Source organism: Nocardiopsis ganjiahuensis DSM 45031 (assembly GCF_000341085.1).
GTDB lineage: Bacteria > Actinomycetota > Actinomycetes > Streptosporangiales > Streptosporangiaceae > Nocardiopsis > Nocardiopsis ganjiahuensis.
Map to the genome: position 1 here is coordinate 133,722 of NZ_ANBA01000002.1, position 19,047 is coordinate 152,768.

The following is a 19,047-nucleotide window of genomic DNA, read 5'->3' on the forward strand; positions in this document are numbered from 1 at the left end:
CGTCGGAGGAGACGGCGAGGGACTCGGGGCAGCCTCCGGCCGGCTCGGTCTCGGAGAGCGTTCTTCCCTGCCCCGAGGGCGCTCTCGGCGGCCGATCGGTCCAGCGGTGTCCCGGGCAGGTGTTCAGGAGCAGGGCCGCGAGGTGGGTGTTCAGGGGCGGAAACGGGTAACGGGGAAGGGTGGGCCCCATTCCCACCCCTCTCCTCACCCCCGGGAGCCTTTGTGAAGCTGTACGCCGACACCCCCGTCCGCGCCTGCCTCCAACTCGTGTCCGACCTCTTCGCGCTGGTCTGGGTGTTCGCGTGGATCTCCGCGGCCCTGTCACTGCGCGAGGTCGTCCTGGCCCTGAACCGACCCGGTGAGCTCATGGCCGACACCGGCGACGGGTTCACCGAACACATGGAAACCGCCGCGGAGAACGTCCGACAGGTCCCCCTCGCCGGGGACGCCCTGGCCACCCCCTTCACCAGCCTCAGCGAGACCGGCGAGTCCCTCAGCGCGGCGGGCGACTCCTTCCAGGAGTCCGTGGCCTCGCTGTCCCTCACCCTCCCGCTGCTCGTGGCGGTCCTTCCGCTGTTCCTGATCGCCGCCACCTGGCTGCCCGCGCGCGCACGCTGGATCAGCCGTGCCACCAGCACCAGACGGCTGAGCGGGCTGAACCCCGAGGCACGAAACCGGCTCCTCGCGCTGCGCGCCCTGTCCTCGGCCTCCCCCGCCAGGCTCATGGCGGTGCACGAGGACCCCGCCGGGGCCTGGCAGGAGAACGACCCCGCGACGGTGACGGAGCTGGCCGCCCTGGAGCTGCGGCGGTTGGGGCTGCGCCCGGAACCGGTCACCGCGAAGGAGGCCCTGGACCGGTCCTGAGTACGGAGGCGCCGCGGCGGACGGCTGCGCGCACCGACCGCTGGCCACTTCCGGACGGCCTGATCCCGGGATCGTTCCGGTGGCACTGCCTAGGCTGAGGTTCAGCCGACACCCCCTGGAGCGGTCCCATGCGCCTGTCAGCACAGCTGGAGTTCGACGTCCTCGCCCTCAACGCCCCCGACTCCGTCCTCGTACTCCTGGAGGCCACCGCACCGGAGCTCACCGAGGAGGGGGACCGTCCCCCGGCCACGTTCCAGGTGGTGCTGGACCGCAGCGGCTCGATGAACCGCGACCGCCGCATCCACGGGGTGGTCGAGGCGCTGCACGGCCTCGTGGACCGGCTCGACCCCGCGGACCACTTCGGTCTGGTCTCCTTCAACAACCAGGCCCGGGTGGAGGCCCCGGCGGGGCCGCTCACCGACAAGGACCAGCTGCGCCGGCGGCTCTCCGGGATCCGCGCCCACGGCGGTACCGACCTGTCCAGCGGCCTGCTGCGCGGCATCCAGGAGGCGCGCCGGGCCGGCGAGGGCCGGGGCGCCACCCTCCTGCTGGTCTCCGACGGGCACGCCAACCAGGGCACCACCGACCACGACCTGCTGAGGGACGTGGCACGCGGCGCCTACGAGCACGGGATCACCGTCACCACCCTGGGCTACGGGCTCGGCTACGACGAGGAACTGCTCGGCGCGATCGCGCAGGGCGGTGCGGGGAGCGCGCTGTTCGCGGAGGACGCGGACACCGCCGGCGGGATGATCGCGGACGAGGCGGAGTACCTGCTGGCCAAGACCGCGCAGGCGGCCTCGCTCACGGTGCGGGGCGGTGCGCACGTGGAACGGCTGTCGGTGGTGGGTGAGACGTTCTCGACCCGGCTCGAGGACGGCGCGCTGATGGTGGAACTGGGGGACTTCTTCTCCGGTGAGAGCCGCAGGCTGCTGCTGCGGGTGTCCACGGCGGTGCTGGCGGAGGCCGACGCCCGGTCCGGCGGCGGCCCGGTGCCCCTGGCCGAGGTGGAGCTGGTCCACGTCGACCCGGGGACGCTGGAGACCCGCACCACCCGTCTGGAGCTGACCGTGGAGACCGCCTGGGAGGTCACCGACCGGGTCGGCCGCCCCGAGGTCCGGGCCGAGGACCTCTTCCAGCGGGCGCAGACGGCCAAGCGCCTGGCCGCCTACGAGATGCGCCGGGGCCACCGCGCCGAGGCCTCCCGCCACCTGCGGAACAGCCGCGACGAGATGAGTGCGGCCCTGGGCACCGAGGAGTTCGGGGCCGTCCGGTCGGAGATGGGTTCGCAGATCGAGGCGTTGGGGCAGATGGCGGCCCAGGCCGAGCAGGACGACGTCCAACGGGCGGCGAAGACCATCCACGCGAGCCGGAGCGGGGCCCTGCGGGGGCGCGGCCCGCAGGGCAGGCCGGGCGGTCGGCTCCGGGGCGGCCGGGACCGCTCCGACCAGTCCTTCCCCGACTCCCCGGCCCCGGAGGAACGCTAGAGCCGGGCCCCGCTAGGGCACCTGGTACTCGGTGTCACGGACGTCGGTGACGGCCATGTGGCCGGGGGCGTGGCCGATGGCGAACTCGGGGGCGGAGGCCATGACGGCGGCCTGCGGGGTCACCCCGCAGGCCCAGAACACCGGTATCTCGCCCTCCCGGACCTCCACCGGGTCGCCGTGGTCGGGCCGGTCCAGGTCCCCGATCCCCAGTGCCGCGGGGTCGCCCACGTGGACCGGCGCCCCGTGCACGGCCGGGTAGCGGGACGTGATCCGGACGGCGTCCGCGACCCGGTCGGCCGGGATCGGGCGCATGGACACCACGAGCGGCCCGGAGAACCGTCCCGCCGGCCGGCAGGCCCGGTCGGTCTCGTACATCGCGACGTTCGTACCGGCCTCGATGTGCCGGACCGGCACCCCGGCCTCCAGCAGCGGCGTCTCGAAGGTGAAGCTGCACCCGATGAGGAAGGACACCAGGTCGTCCCGCCACAGGTCGGTGACGTCCGAGCGCTCCTCGACGAGCTCTCCGCCGCGGTACACCCGGTAGGCGGGCAGGTCCGTGCGCAGGTCCCCGTCGAACACGGAGGCGGACACCTCTCCGGGCTCCGTCACGTCCAGCACCGGGCAGGCCTTGGGGTTGCGCTGGGCGAACAGCAGGAAGTCGAAGGCGAGATCACGCGGCAGGGAGATCAGGTTGGCCTGCGCGTAGCCGGGGCTGTAGCCGGAGGTGGGTACGCGCAGGCCGCCCCGGAACAGGGCGCGGGCCTGCCGGGGGGAGAGCTGGGACGGGAGCGGCCCGGAGGGGGCCGCGTCGTCGGGGTCGGGCTTCATCGGTTCCTCCTTCGACGGTGCCGGGGCCCGGAGCGTCGGCACCACGGCACTCACAACACGAATCGGATGCGCGTTCCCGGGCGGGCCTGGGCGGCCTTGGGCAGGTCGGCGGAGCGCACCACCGCGACCACCGGGTACCCGCCGGTCACCGGATGGTCGGCGAGGAACAGCACCGGTTCCCCGCCCGGGGGCACCTGGAGCGACCCGGCCACCATGCCCTCGCTGGGCAGTTCGCCCTCCCGGGACCGTTCCAGGGCAGGTCCGGCCAGTCGGGCGCCCACCCGGTCACTGCGGGAGGTCACCTCGTAGTCCCCGGACAGCAGAGCGCTGAGGGCCCGCTCGGTGAACCAGTCCTCGCGCGGGCCGAGCTCGACCCGCAGTTCCACCCGGTCGCCACCGACCCGGCGGGCCGGTACGTGGTCCAGGTCGGGGAAGGCCGTGGGAGCCGGGCCGACCGGCAGCACGTCACCGGCCTCGGGCAGGGCGGGGCCGAGCCCGGCGAGCACGTCGGTGCTGCGTGAGCCCAGCACGGGCGGTACCGCCACTCCCCCGCGCACCGCCAGATAGGAGCGCAGCCCCCGGGCGGGTGCGCCCAGCGTGAGTTCGGCGCCGTCGGGCAGGTGCAGGACCTCGTTGACCGCCGCTCCGCGACCGTCCACCCGGACCGGCGTCTCGGCTCCGGTCACCGTGACCGTGACCGCTCCGCGTGCCCGCACCCTCAGCCCGCCGAGCGTGGCCTCCAGGGCGGCGGCGCCCGCCGGGTTGGCGAGGATGCGGTTGGCGAGGGCGTAGGAGTCGGTGTCGGCGGCACCGGAGCGGCCCACGCCCAGGGCGGCGTGGCCGAAGCGGCCCGCGTCCTGCACGGTGGTCATCGGCCCGGTCGCCAGGATCTCCAGGGCCGGGGCGGTGGAGGAGTCCGGCCCCGGGAGGGCGTTCTCCGGCATCGGGGGATCGCTCTCCCGGGCGCTGTCCTCGGCCGTCACCGGGTTCACGCGACCTCCTCGAAGCGCACACGGACACCGGGCCGCAGGAGGCCCGGCGGGTTCCGGTCCAGGTCCCAGGTCACGGCGTCGGTCCGACCGAGCAGCTGCCACCCTCCCGGGGAGCTGCGCGGGTACACGCCGGTGAACTCCCCGGCCAGGGCCACGGAGCCCTTGGGGACCCTGGTGCGGGCCTCTCCCCTGCGGGGCACGTGCAGGCGGGGGTCGTCACCGACCATGTAGCCGAAGCCGGGGGCGAACCCGCAGAACGCGACCGTCCATGTCGCCGCGGTGTGGGCGCGCACGACCTCGCGAGGGCTGAGGCCGGTGAGCTCGGCGATGTCGGCGAGGTCCTCCCCGTCGTAGTGGACGGGGACGGTCACGGTCTCCCCCGTCCCCTGACCGACCTCGGCGGTCGGTCGGAGCCCGGTGACGGCCTCGGCGACCGCGGCCGGGTCGGCACCGGGCTCCAGCCGCAGGAGGACGGTGCGGGCGGCCGGGACGACGTCGGCGACGCCGGGCAGCGGGTCCGCCTGCAGGGCTGCGCCCAGGGCGATGACCTGGGCGAGGTCGGCGACCTCCACCAGAACCCCGGTGTCTGCGCACTTCAGAACGCGCACGGACGGCTCCAAATCGGTACGGGCTCGGTCAAGCGGAGGTGAACGGGGCGATGGTCACGCCCTCGGCGCGCAGCCGGTCCGCCACGGCCCGGGCGATGTCCACGGCGCCGGGGCTGTCCCCGTGAACGCACAGGGAGTCGGCCTCGACGAGGATCTCGGTGCCGTCCACGGCCTCGATGGGTTCGCCGCGGGCGATGCGCAGGCAGCGCGCGGCGATGGCCTCGGGGTCGTGCAGGACGGCACCGGGTTCGCGCCGCGAGACGAGGGTGCTCTGCGGGGTGTACGCACGGTCGGCGAAGGCCTCGCGGTAGGTGCGCAGGCCCGCCCTCTCGGCCTTCTCCAGGAAACGCGAACCGGGCAGGCCGAGGACGGGCAGGGCGGGGTCGAAGGCACGGACGGCCTCGACGACCGCGGCGGCCTGCTCCTCGTGGTGGACGATCGTGTTGTAGAGGGCGCCGTGCGGTTTGACGTAGCGGATGCGGTCGCCGGTCAGCGCGGTGAAGGCGGACAGCGCGCCGAGCTGGTAGAGCACCTCGTCGGTGAGTTCGGCGGGCGGAACGTCCACGAAACGGCGGCCGAAGCCCGCGAGGTCCCGGTAGGCCACGTGACCGCCGACGGCGACCCCGCGCGCGGCGGCCTCGGCGGTGGTGCGGCGCAGGACCGAGGGGTCGCCGGCGTGGAAGCCGCAGGCGACGTTGGCGCTGGTCACGATGGACAGCAGGGCGGTGTCGTCACCGAGTTCCCAGCGGCCGAAGCTCTCGCCGAGGTCGGAGTTGAGGTCGATACGCAACGTGCTGCTCCTCTTTCCTGGTTCTCGTACCCGGTGGTGGCACCGCCACGCCGTTGTGGCGGCGCCACCCACTCTGCCGGGTGTCTCGGTGGCCTGCCCGGTGTTTCGCGGACCGGCCGGTGGAGGTCGGGGTCACTGCCAGAGCGCCGCGATACCGCCGAGGGAGTTGACGGCCATGTAGGCGGTGAGCAGCCAGGCCGCCACACCGATCACGAGCAGCCAGCGCGGGTAGCGGTAGCCGTCGAGGAGGGTCCGGGAGTGGCGTGCGGCCACCCACAGCAGCAGCCCGAGCCCGACCGGCAGGATGACGCCGTTGAGCGCGCCCGCCATGACCAGCAGTGTCCCGGGGGCCTGGCCGGAGACCAGGTAGATCACCAGGGAGACACCGATGAAGGCCGTGACCAACTTGCCCTTGTGCCGCTCCAGCCACGGGGAGAACGTCGTCACGAAGGAGATGGAGGTGTAGGAGGCGCCGATCACGGAGCTGACCGCGGCCGCCCACATGATCATGCCGAACAGGCGCATGCCGACCTCGCCGGCGGCCTGGTGGAAGGCCTCGGCCGGGGGGTTGGGCGCGTCCATGATCGCGACGCCGCCCGCGACCACGCCCAGGATGGCGAGGAAGAGGAGCACCCGCATGATGCCGGTGACGATGATGCCGGTGACGGAGGTCTGGGTGATGGCCGCGAGGTTCTCGCGTCCGCCCTTGCCCTGTTCGATGAGGCGGTGGGCGCCCGCGTAGGTGATGTAGCCGCCGACCGTGCCGCCGATGATCGTGATGGTGGCGAGGAAGAGGTCGCTGCTGGCCGCCTCGGGCAGCACGGACTGGCGCAGGGCCTCGCCCACGGGCGGGCTGGACACGAAGGCCACGTAGGCGGTGAGGGCGATCATGAGCAGACCGAGGACCACGAGGATGCGGTCCAGGGCCACGCCCAGCCTCTTGACAGCCAGGATGACGATCGCGACGGCCGCCGAGACGACCGCGCCGGCGCGGGGGTCGAGGCCGACCATGGCGTCGAGGCCGAGGCCGGTTCCGGCGATGTTGCCGACGTTGAAGACCAGGCCGCCGAAGACGATGAGCGCGGCGAGCACGTACCCGGCACCGGGGAGGATCTTGTTCGCCAGGTCCTGGGCGCGCATGTTCGAGACGCCGATGACCCGCCAGATGTTCAGCTGGACGGCGATGTCGACCAGGATCGACACGAGGATCGCGAAGGCGAACGCGGCACCGAGCTGCGCGGTGAAGGTCGTGGTCTGGGTGATGAAACCGGGGCCGATGGCGCTGGTGGCCATCAGGAACATGGCTCCGAGCAGGCCGCTGCTCAGCGCCACGCGGCGGAATCGGGGGCGCACCGGCTTGGGAGCAGGTGCGGAGGGCTGGTCGCCCATGGTGTTCTCCAGTGTGGGGAGATCGAAGTGTCCTGGTGACCAACGCCATCGTTGGATTGTTGAACAATACTCCAATCCCACAGCCCTGGTAAGAGACCGGTAAGTAAAGTCCCGAACGGCCCGTACGTAACATGGGTGGGACCACCCCGCCCGGTGTGGGCACGCGTCGAAGCAGTCGGAGGAGCTCACGTGACGGCGACCGAGGACTACATCGACCGGCTGCCCGAGCCCGCCCTGGCACGGCCGACCAGCCAGGCCGAGCGCGTCGCCGACATGCTCCGCACGTTCGTGATCGACGGTGAGCTGACCCCCGGTGTGCGCCTCTCCGAGGAGAGGCTCAGCCGCAAGTACGAGGTCTCCCGGAACACGCTGCGCGAGGCCTTCCGGCTCCTGAGCCGGGAGCGCCTGCTCGTGCACCACATGCACCGGGGGGTGTTCGTCAACCGCCCCACCAGCGAGGACGTCCGCGATCTGTTCAATGCGCGCAGGTCCCTGGAACTTCCCGCCGTACGCGGGGCAGCCGACGCCCCGGCGGAGCTGGTCCGGGCCGTGGGCGCCGCCGTCGACGAGGGCGAGCGGGCCCGCGCCCAGGAGGACTGGTGGCGGATGGGCAGTGCGAACATGCGCTTCCACGAGGCGCTCGCCGCCCTGGCGGGCAGCGCGCGGATCAACGAGTTCATGCGCCAGGTGCTGGCCGAGACCCGACTCGTGTTCCACGTGATGGCCGCGCCCCGGGAGTTCCACGACCCCTACCTCAACTGGAACCGGCGCATCCACCTGGCGCTGGCCGACGGTGACGCCGCCACGGCCTGCGGGGAACTCACCGAGTACCTGGACACCTCGGAGAACCAGCTGGTCACCGCGTTCGTCGCGATGGAGCAGGGCTCCCGGGCCTGAGAACGGCCCGGATACGACCTTCCAACCAGCTCCTGCCCCAGGTCCCGAAGTGCCAGAATGGGGCCCGTAATGGAACTGAACGGACGCCCCGTCAGCACGGGAGAACTCGCCGGCCTCGCCCTGTACGGCTACGGACACTTCACGACCATGCTCGTCACGGACCTGCGCGTACGCGGCCTGGAGCTGCACATGGAACGCCTCAGCCGTGACTGCGCGACCCTCTTCGGCAGCGAACTCGACATCCCGCGTGTACGCGAACTCGCCCGCCGCTCCGCTCGCGCGCACCCCTCGCCCTCGGTGGTCCGGGTGACCGTCTACGACCCCACCCTGGACCTGGGCCGCCCCAGCGCGCGCGCCCTGCCCCAGATCCTGGTGACGACGCGCGCGGCCCCCGGCTCCGCCCCGCCGCCGGTCCACCTCGGCACCCGCCTGTTCACGCGGGACGCCCCGACGGTCAAGGGCACCGGGTTGTTCGGGGCGGTCCGGCAGCGGCGCGCGGCCCAGCTGGACGGGTTCGACGACGCGCTCTTCACGGGTGTGGACGGCCGTGTCTCCGAAGGGCCCACCTGGAACATCGGTTTCCTGGACGGGTCCGGGCTGGTCTGGCCGCAGGCCCCCTGCCTGCCCGGGGTGACGATGCGCCTGGTCGGCCAGGCCGCCGAGGCGCTCGGGGTACCGGTCTCCACCCGCCCCCTGTCAGCCGTCGCGGCCACCGGGGCGGCGGGTGCCTTCGTCACCAACGCCACCGCGGGGGTCCGGCCGGTGGCCTCGATCGACGGGGTCCACCTGCCCCGGCCGGACCTGCTCCGCAGGCTCAGCCAGGCCTACCAGGAGCTTCCGGGCGAGTTGCTGTAGCCGGTTCCCCCACGTCCCGGGGCCCGTCGCCGGGACGGGGTTCGTCGCCGGAGCGGGCGGCCCGGCCCGGCCACCACAGACGCGGCCCCACGTCCAGGGCCAGGGCCGGGATGAGCAGCGTGCGCACCAGCAGCGCGTCCACCAGCACGCCGAAGGCCACCAGGAAGGCCAGCTGGAGCAGGAACAGCAGCGGGATCACGGCCAGCGCGGCGAAGGTCGCGGCCAGCACCACCCCGGCCGAGGTGATCACCCCGCCGGTCACCGTCAGAGCCCGCAGGACCCCTTCCCGGTGCCCGTGCGTGAGGGTCTCCTCCCGGGCCCGGGACATCAGGAAGATGCTGTAGTCGATCCCGAGCGCCACCAGGAAGACGAAGGCGAACAGCGGCACCACGGGGTCGGCTCCGGGCAGGCCGAGGACGTGGTCGAACACCAGGGTCCCCACCCCGAGGGCGGCGGCGAACGAGAGCACGTTGGCCGCCATCAGGAGCAGCGGGGCCACCAGCGACCGCAGCAGCGGGATCAGCACCAGGAAGACCACCACCAGTACCAGGGGGACGACCACGGTGAAATCCCGTTGGGCGGTCTCCAACGTGTCGAGGTCGGTGGCGCTCACCCCGCCCACCAGGGCGTCCGCCCCCTCGATCGAACCCAGCTCGGCGCGCAGGTCGCGCACGGCGGCCACCGCCTCGGGGGACTCGGGGTCGGCGGCCAGCACCACCTCGACCAGGACCCGGCCGTCCTCCACCAGGGGCTCGGGGGCGCCTTCCTGCGCCCGGTCGCCGGGAGCCTGACCGCCGGGCGCCTGTCCCTCGGGCGCCTGGTCCCCGGAGTCCTGTCCCTCGGACCCCGGATTCCCTGTCTCCTGCTCGCCGGGCGGCCCGGGTTCGGTGACGGGGGCGGCCCCGTCGACCTCCGGCAGGCTCTCGGCGGCGGCCACGACCTCGTCCAGGTACTCCTCCTGTGCGACCACGAGCGCGGGCGCGGCGTTGGAGTCGGTGCCGAACCCCCGGGTGAGCGCCTCCTGGCCGTCCACCGCCTCGACCTCGGTGCGGAAGACCTCCGCCTGCCCGGTGCCCTGCGCGCTGAACTGGGGTGCGAACACCGAGGCGGCGAGCAGGAGGGCGGCGGTGCCCAGCCAGTAGGCGCGCGGGCGGCGGGCGACCATGGCGGCGATCCGGCCCCAGAAGGGGTGCTGCCGCAGGACCTGGTCGGTGCTCCGGCCCTCCCCCAGGTGTGTGCGGTGCGGGGCGGTGGGCCAGAAGGCGGCGCGGCCGCACAGGGCGAGGGCGGCGGGGAGGAAGGTCATCGCAGCGAGCATCGCGGCGGCCACGCCGATGGCGACCACCGGGCCGAGGCTGCGGGTGGAGGCGAGGTCGGCGGCGAGCAGGCAGAGCAGGCCGAGGATGACGGTTCCGCCGGAGGCCAGGACCGGCCCGGTGACGCCCCGCACCGCGGCGAGGACGGCTTCGGGCACGCGCTCACGGGTGGCCAGCTCCTCCCGGTAGCGGGCGACGAGCAGCAGCGCGTAGTCGGTGCAGGCCCCCACGACCAGGATGAACAGGATGCCCTGGCTCTGGCCGTTGAGGCTGACCAGCCCGGTGTCGGCGGCGGCGTAGACCAGCGCTCCGGACAGTCCCAGGGCCAGCAGGGAGGCCACGATCACCAGGATCGGCAGCAGCGGTGACCGGTAGACCGCGACGAGGATGACCAGGACCGCGACGACCGCGACGATCAGCAGGGTGGAGTCGATGCCGCCGAAGGCCGCCACGAGGTCGGCCGCGTAACCGGCCGGTCCGGTGACCTGTGCCTGGATTCCGGGCAGGGGGTCGTCGGCGAGGAGCGCGCGCAGTTCTTCGACGGAGTCCCCGGTGTCGTACCGCTCTCCGATCGGGACGACGATCTGGGCGACCGAGGGGTCCTCCGTGCCCGGGATCGGGCCGACGACCTGGCCGGTGGCCCAGGGTTCGGTGCCGATCCGCTCCGCCAGGGCACCGGCCCCGGCGAGGTCGGTCTCGGTGAGTTCCTGGTCGGCGGACAGCACCACGATCGCGGGGACGGTGTCGCCGCGGTCGAAGTCCTCGGCGAGTTCCCCGGCTTCGGTGGATTCGGCTCCGACAGGCAGGAACGCTCCGGGGTCGTTGGTCTGGACCTCGCCGAGTTTGCCGAGGAACGCCCCCAGCGGGCCGACCCCGAGGAGCCAGACCAGGCTGACCAGCAGGGCCGCGCCGACCCACCAGCGTGATCGTCTGCGCGGGGGTTCGTGTCGTGTGCTCACCGTGGGACGTCCTTCCGGGTGCGCGAACGGCGTGCGGTCGTGTGCGGCCGACGCTCCACCCATTGACTCGCAATACGAGTTTCTCGTATTTCTAGCTAAAGCTTCCCACAGATTAGCCCACCCGGAGGGCACGACCCACCGGGGCCCGCCCGGGGGCGGGCGCGCCGGTGCGGCCCGGGGTCAGGCGACCGCTCTCACTCCGCCGTCCGTTTCGGCACCGTCCGCGCTGTCCGCCTCCGCTCGGGCCGTGATGTTGTCGGCCATCGAACCGAACACCACCCCGTGGAAGGGGGTGACCGCCTTCCAGTACAGGTGGCCCAGCAGCCCTCTCGGGTGGAACAGGGCCTGCTGGCAGTAGACCGTCCGCCCGTCCCGGTTCCCCACGCGCAGTTCCAGCCAGGCGGGCCCGGGCAGGCGCATCTCAGCTCGCAGGCGCAGCAGCTCCCCCGGGACGATCTCCTCCACGCGCCAGAAGTCCAGGGAGTCCCCGGATCGCAGGCGTTCGGGGTCGCGGCGTCCGCGACGGGGCCCCACTCCGCCGACAGCCAGGTCGATCCAGCCGCGCGCCGCCCAGGCCAGCGGCCACGAGTACCAGCCGCGCTCCCCGCCGATGCCCTCGATCACCCGCCACAGGCTCTCCGGTGAGGCGTCCACGTAACGCGCGCGGCGGTCGGTGTACAGGCTGCCCCCGGCCCAGGCGGGGTCGGTGGGCAACGGGTCGGACGGCGCGCTGGGCCAGGCCGCGGACGACCAGCGCGTGTCCACCCGGTCCTCGTCGATCCTCCGCAGCGCCAGACGCAGCGCCTCGTCGAAGCCGATCCGGTCGTGGTCGTCCAGGGCCCGCGCCAGGTCGTCCTCACCCGCCACCGAGTCGTGTCGCAGCGACTCCACCAGCGGCCGGGCCACCGAGGGCGGTACCGGGGTGATGAGGCCGACCCACAGGCTCGACAGCCCGGGCGACAGTACCGGCACCGGAACGATGAGCCGGCGGGCCAGCCCGGCCACGGCGGCGAACCGCTGGATCATCTCGGCGTAACTGAGCACCTCCGGACCACCGATGTCGAAGGTGCGGTTGGTCCCCTCCGGGAGTTCGTCCGCCCGCACGAGCAGACGCAGCACGTCCCGTACGGCGATCGGCTGCACCCGGCTGCGCACCCACCGGGGCGTGGTCATCGCCGGAAGCCGTTCGGTCAGGTGCCGCAACATCTCGAAGGACGCCGAACCCGACCCCAGGATGACGGCGGCACGCAGCACCACCGCGGGCACCGGGCCGTCCAGCAGGATCCTGCCGACCTCCGTCCGCGAGGCCATGTGCTCGGACAGATCGGCGTTCTCCGGGGCCAGACCCCCGAGGTAGACGATGCGCCCCGGCCCCGCCTTCCCCTCCCCGGCCGCCCTCGCGGCCACCTCCCCCGCGGTGGCGGCGAAGCGCTCCGCGCCCTCGGCGTCGGTGCGCACGAAGTCGCTGCCGCCGCTCATGGAGTGCACCAGGTAGTAGGCGACGTCCACCCCCGCCAGCGCCTCGGCCAGGCCCTCTCCGGAGACCACGTCCCCCTGGACCACCTCCACCCGGTCCCGCCAGGGATGGTCGCGCAGCTTGTTCGGGGTGCGGGCGAGGCAGCGGACCCGGTATCCGGCGGCCAGCAGTTCCGGGACGAGCCGTCCGCCGATGTAACCGCTGGCTCCGGTGACCAGGGCGAGCCGCCCCTCGGCTGCGCTCATCCCCTGTTCTCCCGGGAACTGCCCTCACGCACGTCCCCGGTGCGCTGTTCGGGCACGCCGTGGGCCGAGCCGCGCGGACCGTGCAGGCGTGTCGCCCCGTGTTCCCGCGCCTGGTCGGCCTCCTCCGTCGTCCCGTCGGGCTGACTCTCCACGGCGGACACCTCTCTGCCCCCGCCGAACGGCTCGTCGGGGTGGCGATGCCGCTGGAAGGGGTTGTCCTCCGGCAGGTGGCTGCTGAACCGGCCGTACATACCGAAGGTCATCACCACCAGGCCCACCAGGAAGCTGAAGATGACGTTGGGCATGGAGAAGGCCAGGATGTTGAAGTCGGTACTCATCAGGTACAGGTTCACCAGGCCGCTGACCACGAAGGCCACCCCGACCGTGATACACACCGTCGACGCGAACTTGCCGCCCAGGACCGCCGCGCCCACCAGCAGCGAGCCGATGGCGATGGACAGGAAGCTGAGCGCCCCGTTCGTGGACAGCCCCGCGATGACCTCACCCTGCGTGTCGAACAGCGGAAGTCTGACCATCAGGCCGGCGATGCCGAAGCCCATCAGGACGAGTCCGGTGAAGCCGGCCCCGATCCGGTAGACGAGGTCGAGCCGCCGGTCCGCCCGGCGTGTGGTGTCCAGTTCCATGTCGTGCCCCCTTTCGGTGCTCTCATGACTAGAGTCGGAGGTCAGCGGCCTACGCCACAAGTCGCATCGCTTTCGCAACGTGTTGGGGCACCATGACCGACGCACTCACTCCGGGGGCCACGGCCCGGCTCCTCGGAGTCGCACCGACCACCCTGCGCAGCTGGGACCGGCGCTACGGGGTCGGCCCGCGTGAACGCAGCCCGGGCGGCCACCGGCGGTACACCCCGGCCGACGTCGCCCGGCTCCGGGAGCTGTGCCGTCTGGTCGGTGAGGGTGCGCCCCCGGCCGAGGCCGCGCGGCAGGTCCTCGCTCCGGGCCCCACCCCGCTGCCGGCCGTCCCCGAACCCCGGGCCGGCGGCGAGGGGCTGCCGCTCGGCGCCGCCTCGCTCACACTCCAGGGGCTGGCCCGCGCCGCCATGCGCATGGACTCCGACCTGGTGGAACACCTCCTCCAGAACGCGGTCGAGAGTCAGGGGACCGTCGCCGCCTGGGAGGACCTGGCGATGCCGCTGCTGTACGGGATGGGCCGCAAGTGGGAGGACACCCGGCGCTTCGTGGAGGTGGAGCACCTGCTGTCGTGGAGCGTGTCCTCGGTCCTGCGCCGCGTGCCCGCGCCGCCCCCGCCCCGTGCTCCGGGCGTCCACGACCGGCCGGTCCTGCTCGCCTGCGTACCGCACGAGATGCACAGCCTGCCCGTGGAGGCGCTGGCGGCCGCCCTGCGCGAGGCCGGACTGGCCCACCGTGTCCTGGGAGCCTGCACCCCGGCCGAGGCGACCGTGCGCGCCGTGCGCCGGATCGGCCCGCGCGCCGTGGTCCTGTGGTGCCACACCAGCGGTGAGCACGACGCCGAGGCCCTGGTCTCCGTCGCCCGCGTCACGGTCTCCGCCCCCGAGCGCACCACCCTGTACACGGCCGGCCCGGGGTGGCGCGAGGCCGGGAGCGCGCTCCGGTTCGCGGACCGTCACCTCGGTTCCCTGACCGAGGCCGTCGCCGTCCTCCGCGGGCGGGGCGTCCCGGCGTGAGGGCCGGGTTCACGGCGTGGCGCGGGACCGCAGGGTGTGCCACAGGTGGTCGGCCGTGCTCAGCGACATCGCGGCGACCGGGGTGGTCAGGCCCATGGCCAGCTCGCGGGTGAACCGCGAGTCCCCGTCGAGGAAGGCCAGTACGTCACCGAGGCGGTTGGCGGCGAACAGCCGGGTGAAGAAGTCGGCGCCCGAGACCCGCTCGCTGGCCAGGGCCCGCAGCATGATCGCGTCCATCAGCAGGTGGCGGGGCCGGTGCGGGACCGGTGGTACCGGCACCCTGTCCGCGGCCAGGGCGTCGGCGATCGCGGAGGTCTGGCGCGCCACCCCGCTGAACGTGTACCCGGTCGAGGGCCGGGTGGCGCCCCCGGCCGCACCCACGCGGAACAGGCGTCGTCCGGTGCGGGTGGGGAAGCGCGCGTCGGTCATCGGGATCACGCCCTGTTCCGCGGCGGTGACCTCGACCTCGGGGAGCCCCACCCGGTCGCAGTAGTCCTTGAGGGCCCGGTCGTACTCGGGGGTGGAGAGGGCGGTGCGGCCGAACTCGGTGTACTCCACCAGCGCCTCGCGGCGGGAGAGCGGGAGCACATAGCCGAAGGCCACCCCGCGCCGGGGCTGGGGCGGGCGCAGGTCCATGAGAACGGCCGCGTCCGGGTCGAAGGCGTCCTGGGGCGTGCGCACGAACCACCCGCGGAAGTGCTGGAGGAGGTGGGTCCGCCCGACGGGCGGCGGGGAGGGCGGACGGGAGTCGAAGACCCAGCGGGCGGTGAGGACCACCCGGTCCCCGTCCGGCGCCACCGCGGAGACGGTGGCGTGATCGGGGCCGTCGGCGACGTCCTCGACGTACAGTTCCCGCTGTTCGACGTGCCCGTCCGCGGTGGCGCGGACGTGCGCGTCGACGTCGGCCGAGCGCAGCATCTTGTAGACGTAGGGCTCGGCCGGGGAGCGGAACTCGGCGCCGTCGGGCCCCACCACCGTGAGGTCCTCCCAGCGGGCCGCCAGCAGGTGGTCCCAGGGGCCTCCGTCGGGCTCCCAGAAGCACCAGGTCCGCGGCGGCGGGGTGCTGGGGCCCCGGGGAGGCTCCACGAGCGCCGTCCGCAGCGGGGACACGCGTCGTTCGTTGACCTGCCCCATCCGATGGGCGAGGGTGAGCCCTGCGGCTCCGGCTCCGATGACCACCACGTCGTAGTCGACCATTCCCCCAGCATGCCCCCTCCGGACGACGAGGCCCCCTCCCGACCCAGGCCAGCTTGGAGAAACCTTGACCACTTCGACCGCGCGGATGAAGACCGGAGCCGTCACCGACGAGTTCGACCACGCCGCGGACGTGTACGACCGGTTGGTCGCGGCCAACCCCGGCTACCACCGGGACCTGCGCAGATCGGCCCGGCGCCTGGGCCTGCCCGGTCAGGGCGAGGGGCTGCTCCTGATGGATCTGGGGTGCGGCACGGGGGCCTCGACCGCCGCCCTGCTGCACGAGTATCCGAAGGCTCGGATCGTCGCTGTCGACGCCTCCGAGGGGATGCTTCGCGCCGCGGCGGCCAAGGAGTGGCCGGAGAACGTCACCTTCCACCTGGCGCGCGCGGAGGACGTCACTCCGGAGTGGGCGGTGGGGCTGCTGGGCGGCCCCGCGGACGCGGTGTTCGCCGCCTACCTGGTGCGCAACGTCCCCGATCCGAGCGCCCTGCTGAAGGCGGTGCGCGCGCTGCTGCGGCCGGGCGGGCGGCTGGCCCTGCACGAGTACTCGGTGGCCGACTCGGCGTCGGCCCGGGCGGTGTGGACCGCGGTGTGCTGGGGCGTGGTGGTCCCGGCGGGGAGGGCCCTGGCCGGCCGCGCGGACCTGTTCCGCTACCTGTGGCGGAGCGTGCTGGAGTTCGACGGACGCGCCGCGCTGCTGGGCAGGATGCGCGATGCGGGACTGGAGTCGGTGGCCGCCGCGCCGATGCCGGGCTGGCAGTACGGGATCACCCACACCTTCGTCGGCCGCAGGGCGCCGGAGCGCCGGGGCTCCGACGGGCACGGTGCCCGGGGAAGCGGTTCCGAAGGGCGCGGTTCCACGGAGCCGGGTGCCGGGACGGAGGTCCGATGAACCCCGACGTACGCGACCCTCGTGCCGAAGAGGTCGGGGCACCGCCGCCGACCGGTCCGCGTCCCGGGCGCACACCGCGGGTCGCCGTGGTCGGCGGGGGCATCGCCGGGCTGGCCGCCGCCTGCGGCCTGGCCGAGCGGGAGGTGGACGTGGTGGTCTTCGAGCGCGAGTCGGGCCTCGGCGGCCGTCTGCGCGGTTGGGACACGACCCTCGCCGACGGCAGTACCGCCACGATGAGCCGGGGCTTCCACGCCTTCTTCCGGCAGTACTACAACCTGCGCGGGCTGCTCCGGCGCACCGATCCGGAGCTGCGGGGCCTGGTGCCCCTCCCCGACTATCCGCTGGTGCACAGTTCGGGTGCCCGGGACCGCTTCTCGGATCTGCCCGCCACCCCGCCGTGGAACGCGTTCACGCTGGCCGCGACGAGCCCGAGCTTCCCCCTCGCCGAACTGGCCGGGGTGAACGCCCCGGCCGTGCTCCAGCTCCTGGACGTGGACGTGCCCGGGGTGCACGAGCGCCTGGGCCACCGCAGCGCCCGGGAGCTCCTGGAGGTCACCCGTTTCCCGGCCACCGCCCGCCACCTGGCCTTCGAGGTGTTCAGCCGGAGTTTCTTCGCCGCACCCGAACAGCTCAGCGCGGCCGAGATGGCGGTCATGTTCCACGTGTACTTCCTGGGGTCGTCCGAGGGCCTGGTGTTCGACGTGCCGCGCTCGCCGTTCCCTCAGGCCCTGTGGAACCCCCTGCAGGACTACCTGAGGGCCGCCGGGGTGGAGTTCCGGACCGGAGCGGGGGTCGAGCGGATCACCCCCGGGGACCGGCCGCGCCACACCGTGGCCTGGTCAGGCGCCGACGGCGCGCGGAGTGAGGGGTTCGACGCGGTGGTACTGGCGGCGGACCCGCGCGGGCTGCGCTCGCTGGTGGCGCGCTCACCGGAGCTGGGCTCGGCGGCGTGGCGCGACCGGGTGGCCCGGATCGCCTCGGCTCCCCCGTTCCTGGTGTCCCGCTACTGGCTGGACCGGCCGGTGCGACCGCACCGGCAAGCGTTCCTCGGCACCGCCGGGTACCCCACCCTGGACAACATCAGCGTGCTGGAACGCTACGAGGACCAGGCACGGGAGTGGGCGGGGCGCACCGGCGGCTCGGTGGTGGAGCTGCACGCCTACGCACTGCACGAGGGGTGCGACGCCCGGGCCGAGGAGAAGTCGCTGTGGGAACAGGCCACGGCGGTCTACCCGGAACTGGCCTCGGCACGGGTGGTGGACGCCCGCCACGAGCTGCGCGCGGACTGCCCGCTCTTCCCACCGGGCGGCCACGCGGACCGGTGCGCGGTGACCACCCCCGACCCGTCGGTGGTCGTGGCCGGCGACCACGTGCGCGTGGACCTGCCGGTCGCGCTCATGGAGGGCGCGGCTACCAGCGGGCTGAGCGCCGCCAACGCGCTGCTCTCGCGCTGGGGGCGTGCGGGGCACACCTTGTGGACCGTGCCCCGCAGAGGCCGGTCCGCCCTCTTCCGGACCCTGGCCCGCGCGGCACGGGGGTCTCAACCCGGCCAGCGTCCGGACGCGCGGAGCAGGTAGCGCCGCTCCGCGTAGGCGAGGTCGTCCTTCCACAGGCGGCGGGCGACCATCCGCATCGCCGGGCGCACCGCCCCGGCCACGCGGCGGGCCAGTGCGAAACCGGTGCGTTCGGACGCGGCGACCGTCGCCTCGATCACCGCGGTGCGCGGGACCCCGTCGCGGTCGACCCCGAGCGGGGTCGCGTGGGTCTCCACCACACTGCCCGTCCCCTCGCCCTCGATGATGCGCATGACCACGGTGCGCGGTTCGGGACAGGTGAACTCGGCGCGCACCGGCACGCCCCACCGCCCCGCCACCTTGAACCCCACGTCCACCACCATGCGGTCGGGGGAGGGGTCGGGGCCCTCGGGCACCTCGGTGACCCGCAGCCCCACGAACGAGTAGGGGTGGAACCACGAGCCGTGCCAGGGGTCGAGCCTGTTGGCCACCACGTCCTCGGGTTCGCACCGCCCGGCCAGGCTCTCCACTGCAGCGATGCTGTTCGCGCCGTCCGGGCGTTCGGGAACCACGGGCGCGTCCGTGGGTTCCTCTCCCCCGGCCCGGTCCAGGCGCACCCAGACGAGCACGCCGTCGTCGTGGACCGGGTACGGGCTCCATCCAGGGAACCCGTCCGAGCCCAGGGACAGCCCGTGCCAGCGGCACACCAGGCGCCCCTCGTCCACCGCGCCACGGCACAGCGGAGCGCCCAGGTGGGGGCAGGCCCCCGGCCCGGCGTGCGCGGCGCCGTCCCCGGTACGCCAGGCGACCAGCTCCGTCCCGGCCACCACACGGCCGAACGGGCGGTCGCGCCGCACCTCCGCGCTGGAGGCCAGGACGAACCAGTTCCCCGAGGGCCGGGCCGACGCCCTCTTGAGCGCGGCACCGATCACCGCGGGCGAGGCCTCGCGCCAGGTCGGTTCCTGCCTGGACCAGGTGCTCCGGGGCATCCTGCGCAGTGGAAGGCGCCGGGGTTCGGGGTCGGGCAAGGTCATGGGGGTCCCCTCGTAGCGTCGTGCGGCGGGCGGGGCG

Annotated in this window: 17 protein-coding genes; 7 read left to right on the forward strand and 10 right to left on the reverse strand. The window is 73.6% G+C overall.

Annotation, left to right across the window (positions count from 1 at the left end):
- The first annotated feature begins 222 nt into the window (after positions 1 to 222).
- Together D458_RS0101250 and D458_RS37820 are read left to right on the forward strand one after the other, a co-directional pair.
- Positions 223 to 864: a hypothetical protein gene (locus D458_RS0101250; protein WP_017584910.1), complete on the forward strand. Its 642-nt coding sequence runs from the start codon at positions 223 to 225 to the stop codon at positions 862 to 864.
- Positions 865 to 992: 128 nt separating this feature from the next.
- Positions 993 to 2,351, forward strand: a complete 1,359-nt coding sequence (locus D458_RS37820) for a vWA domain-containing protein (RefSeq protein WP_017584911.1) — start codon at positions 993 to 995, stop codon at positions 2,349 to 2,351.
- A gap of 12 nt (positions 2,352 to 2,363) precedes the next feature.
- Here the strand turns inward: D458_RS37820 and D458_RS0101260 are convergent, their stop codons facing one another.
- From D458_RS0101260 to D458_RS0101280, 5 genes are all read right to left on the reverse strand, one after another.
- A complete protein-coding gene (locus D458_RS0101260; protein ID WP_017584912.1) occupies positions 2,364 to 3,179 on the reverse strand; it encodes a putative hydro-lyase in 816 nt (271 codons plus the stop codon).
- Positions 3,180 to 3,229: 50 nt separating this feature from the next.
- On the reverse strand, positions 3,230 to 4,123 hold the full coding sequence (locus D458_RS0101265) for a 5-oxoprolinase subunit C family protein (RefSeq protein ID WP_051049567.1): 894 nt from the start codon (positions 4,121 to 4,123) through the stop codon (positions 3,230 to 3,232).
- A 44-nt stretch (positions 4,124 to 4,167) separates the two neighbouring features.
- Complete coding sequence (locus tag D458_RS0101270; protein ID WP_017584914.1) at positions 4,168 to 4,779, reverse strand: 5-oxoprolinase subunit B family protein; 612 nt, start codon at positions 4,777 to 4,779, stop codon at positions 4,168 to 4,170.
- Between the two features lie 28 nt (positions 4,780 to 4,807).
- Complete coding sequence (locus tag D458_RS0101275) at positions 4,808 to 5,569, reverse strand: LamB/YcsF family protein (RefSeq protein ID WP_017584915.1); 762 nt, start codon at positions 5,567 to 5,569, stop codon at positions 4,808 to 4,810.
- A 132-nt stretch (positions 5,570 to 5,701) separates the two neighbouring features.
- Complete coding sequence (locus D458_RS0101280; protein ID WP_017584916.1) at positions 5,702 to 6,958, reverse strand: NRAMP family divalent metal transporter; 1,257 nt, start codon at positions 6,956 to 6,958, stop codon at positions 5,702 to 5,704.
- 189 nt (positions 6,959 to 7,147) lie between these two features.
- On the opposite strand from D458_RS0101280, the gene D458_RS0101285 reads away from it, so the two are divergent.
- A complete protein-coding gene (locus D458_RS0101285) occupies positions 7,148 to 7,855 on the forward strand; it encodes a GntR family transcriptional regulator (RefSeq protein ID WP_017584917.1) in 708 nt (235 codons plus the stop codon).
- Positions 7,856 to 7,924: 69 nt separating this feature from the next.
- Positions 7,925 to 8,710, forward strand: coding sequence for an aminotransferase class IV family protein (locus D458_RS0101290; RefSeq protein WP_017584918.1), 786 nt, complete (start codon positions 7,925 to 7,927; stop codon positions 8,708 to 8,710).
- Here D458_RS0101290 and D458_RS0101295 read toward each other — a convergent pair.
- From D458_RS0101295 to D458_RS0101305, 3 genes are all read right to left on the reverse strand, one after another.
- Positions 8,670 to 10,985 carry an MMPL family transporter gene (locus D458_RS0101295; RefSeq protein ID WP_017584919.1) on the reverse strand — a complete coding sequence of 772 codons (2,316 nt, stop codon included), beginning with the start codon at positions 10,983 to 10,985 and terminating at the stop codon, positions 8,670 to 8,672. The two genes, D458_RS0101290 and D458_RS0101295, sit on opposite strands and share 41 nt — an antisense overlap.
- Before the next feature lie 180 nt (positions 10,986 to 11,165).
- Positions 11,166 to 12,707 (reverse strand): SDR family oxidoreductase, encoded by a 1,542-nt coding sequence (locus tag D458_RS0101300; RefSeq protein ID WP_017584920.1) that lies wholly within the window; start codon positions 12,705 to 12,707, stop codon positions 11,166 to 11,168.
- Entirely contained in the window at positions 12,704 to 13,351 is a 648-nt protein-coding gene (locus tag D458_RS0101305) for a DUF4383 domain-containing protein (RefSeq protein ID WP_017584921.1), read from the reverse strand. Before D458_RS0101305 ends, D458_RS0101300 begins: the two co-directional genes overlap by 4 nt.
- Before the next feature lie 92 nt (positions 13,352 to 13,443).
- Here D458_RS0101305 and D458_RS0101310 point away from each other — a divergent pair, with 92 nt between their 5' ends.
- On the forward strand, positions 13,444 to 14,373 hold the full coding sequence (locus tag D458_RS0101310) for a MerR family transcriptional regulator (protein WP_017584922.1): 930 nt from the start codon (positions 13,444 to 13,446) through the stop codon (positions 14,371 to 14,373).
- 9 nt (positions 14,374 to 14,382) lie between these two features.
- On the opposite strand, the gene D458_RS0101315 is transcribed toward D458_RS0101310, so the two are convergent.
- On the reverse strand, positions 14,383 to 15,570 hold the full coding sequence (locus D458_RS0101315; RefSeq protein WP_017584923.1) for a lycopene cyclase family protein: 1,188 nt from the start codon (positions 15,568 to 15,570) through the stop codon (positions 14,383 to 14,385).
- Positions 15,571 to 15,655: 85 nt separating this feature from the next.
- On the opposite strand from D458_RS0101315, the gene D458_RS32765 reads away from it, so the two are divergent.
- Both D458_RS32765 and D458_RS0101325 read left to right on the forward strand, forming a co-directional pair.
- A complete protein-coding gene (locus D458_RS32765) occupies positions 15,656 to 16,462 on the forward strand; it encodes a class I SAM-dependent methyltransferase (RefSeq protein ID WP_017584924.1) in 807 nt (268 codons plus the stop codon).
- Complete coding sequence (locus tag D458_RS0101325; protein ID WP_017584925.1) at positions 16,459 to 18,039, forward strand: FAD-dependent oxidoreductase; 1,581 nt, start codon at positions 16,459 to 16,461, stop codon at positions 18,037 to 18,039. Before D458_RS32765 ends, D458_RS0101325 begins: the two co-directional genes overlap by 4 nt.
- Here D458_RS0101325 and D458_RS0101330 read toward each other — a convergent pair.
- Positions 18,003 to 19,010, reverse strand: coding sequence for a DUF5914 domain-containing protein (locus D458_RS0101330; RefSeq protein ID WP_026118879.1), 1,008 nt, complete (start codon positions 19,008 to 19,010; stop codon positions 18,003 to 18,005). The genes D458_RS0101325 and D458_RS0101330 overlap by 37 nt on opposite strands.
- Positions 19,011 to 19,047: the final 37 nt, after the last annotated feature.

What these genes read in the sequence shown, in the direction of transcription:
- D458_RS0101310 (WP_017584922.1), top strand. Translation starts at nt 13,444, where the DNA reads ATGACCGACGCACTCACTCCGGGGGCCACGGCCCGGCTCCTCGGAGTC.
- D458_RS0101315 (WP_017584923.1), bottom strand. Translation starts at nt 15,570, where the DNA reads ATGGTCGACTACGACGTGGTGGTCATCGGAGCCGGAGCCGCAGGGCTC.
- D458_RS0101325 (WP_017584925.1), top strand. Translation starts at nt 16,459, where the DNA reads ATGAACCCCGACGTACGCGACCCTCGTGCCGAAGAGGTCGGGGCACCG.
- D458_RS0101280 (WP_017584916.1), bottom strand. Translation starts at nt 6,958, where the DNA reads ATGGGCGACCAGCCCTCCGCACCTGCTCCCAAGCCGGTGCGCCCCCGA.
- D458_RS0101265 (WP_051049567.1), bottom strand. Translation starts at nt 4,123, where the DNA reads ATGCCGGAGAACGCCCTCCCGGGGCCGGACTCCTCCACCGCCCCGGCC.
- D458_RS37820 (WP_017584911.1), top strand. Translation starts at nt 993, where the DNA reads ATGCGCCTGTCAGCACAGCTGGAGTTCGACGTCCTCGCCCTCAACGCC.
- D458_RS0101305 (WP_017584921.1), bottom strand. Translation starts at nt 13,351, where the DNA reads ATGGAACTGGACACCACACGCCGGGCGGACCGGCGGCTCGACCTCGTC.
- D458_RS32765 (WP_017584924.1), top strand. Translation starts at nt 15,656, where the DNA reads ATGAAGACCGGAGCCGTCACCGACGAGTTCGACCACGCCGCGGACGTG.
- D458_RS0101300 (WP_017584920.1), bottom strand. Translation starts at nt 12,707, where the DNA reads ATGAGCGCAGCCGAGGGGCGGCTCGCCCTGGTCACCGGAGCCAGCGGT.
- D458_RS0101260 (WP_017584912.1), bottom strand. Translation starts at nt 3,179, where the DNA reads ATGAAGCCCGACCCCGACGACGCGGCCCCCTCCGGGCCGCTCCCGTCC.
- D458_RS0101290 (WP_017584918.1), top strand. Translation starts at nt 7,925, where the DNA reads ATGGAACTGAACGGACGCCCCGTCAGCACGGGAGAACTCGCCGGCCTC.
- D458_RS0101330 (WP_026118879.1), bottom strand. Translation starts at nt 19,010, where the DNA reads ATGACCTTGCCCGACCCCGAACCCCGGCGCCTTCCACTGCGCAGGATG.